The 941-nt window shown below is 49.7% G+C and carries 2 protein-coding genes; one reads left to right on the top strand and one right to left on the bottom strand.

Going from position 1 to position 941, the window contains the following annotated elements:
• Window positions 1-75 precede the first annotated feature (75 nt).
• Window positions 76-333 carry an ATP-binding cassette domain-containing protein gene (locus HW443_RS11945; RefSeq protein WP_176237319.1) on the bottom strand — a complete coding sequence of 86 codons (258 nt, stop codon included), beginning with the start codon at window positions 331-333 and terminating at the stop codon, window positions 76-78.
• A 166-nt stretch (window positions 334-499) separates the two neighbouring features.
• Here HW443_RS11945 and HW443_RS11940 point away from each other — a divergent pair, with 166 nt between their 5' ends.
• Window positions 500-673 carry a hypothetical protein gene (locus HW443_RS11940; RefSeq protein ID WP_176237318.1) on the top strand — a complete coding sequence of 58 codons (174 nt, stop codon included), beginning with the start codon at window positions 500-502 and terminating at the stop codon, window positions 671-673.
• Window positions 674-941 lie beyond the last annotated feature (268 nt).

Below are 941 nucleotides of genomic sequence, written 5' to 3'. Positions count from 1 at the left end.
ACACTTGCTGACCCAAGCGTAGTGGAGAGCCTGATCAAAGGCAGAGAATAACAAATTTGGGAGAAGAGCCATATTTTAAGGCTTATGTGTTCCGGTGATTCTGGGAAGGGGTACCAGGAAAAGGAAGGAATCGCCCATGCGCCGCGGCGCACCACGTCGCATGAAAATGGGGTTATTTTCAAGGGAGAGCATATTGATAGGGGTGGTCTTGCCGGCTCCGTTAGGGCCCAGGAAACCGAAGATCTCCCCCTTAAGCACAGAGAAAACGACCTCATCTACGGCCAGGATATCCTTGAACTTCTTGGTCAGGCCGTTAACCTCGATGATATTCATTCTTCTACCACAGCCGATTCTCTAGCCTTTCTGGTTCGATCTGGCCCAGTTTTTCCTGGCTTTTATGATATCATGATATGGAATTTCAGGGGCAAGGAATTTCCGAAGAAGAGAATTTCTCATCGATAAAGGGAAGGAAGGCTTTTCAGAATACAAGGGGTGATGAGTGGACCGGATCAAATTTCTGGGTACTGCTGGAGCACGGATAGTGGTCCGTTACCAGCCAGGGGAACACAAAATCGACCATCTGAACGTAGAGGATGTCAAGAAGATTATCCAGGGACTGAGACCCAGGGCAGCTCTTACTCCGCTCTGGTGGCGGGCCTTCCCGAAAATGTAGTAGGTGGTCTCATTCCAGGAAGAGGTGACCTCAGTCAGCTCGATTTCCTCCTGGCCTACTTCAACAACTGGGGGTGACGGGGAGGCTTCCGGCTGAGTCTCCGTGGCGGAGGGTCGGGTCTCAATGAAGTAGAGATGGCGTGGTAAAAGATAAAAGTTGCAAAAGCAATGGCCAGAGCCACTAGCAGAAGTGCAATAGCCCATCTCTTCATGGTTAACATATGTCCATAGTATAGGGTCGATAACCCTTGTATTTTAGCATGCCCTCA

Source organism: Candidatus Hakubella thermalkaliphila, assembly GCF_013281975.1.
GTDB classification, from domain to species: Bacteria; Actinomycetota; Humimicrobiia; order Hakubellales; family Hakubellaceae; genus Hakubella; species Hakubella thermalkaliphila.
Note: the sequence above shows the minus strand (reverse complement) of the source record. Positions and strands in the feature narration are given on the sequence as shown.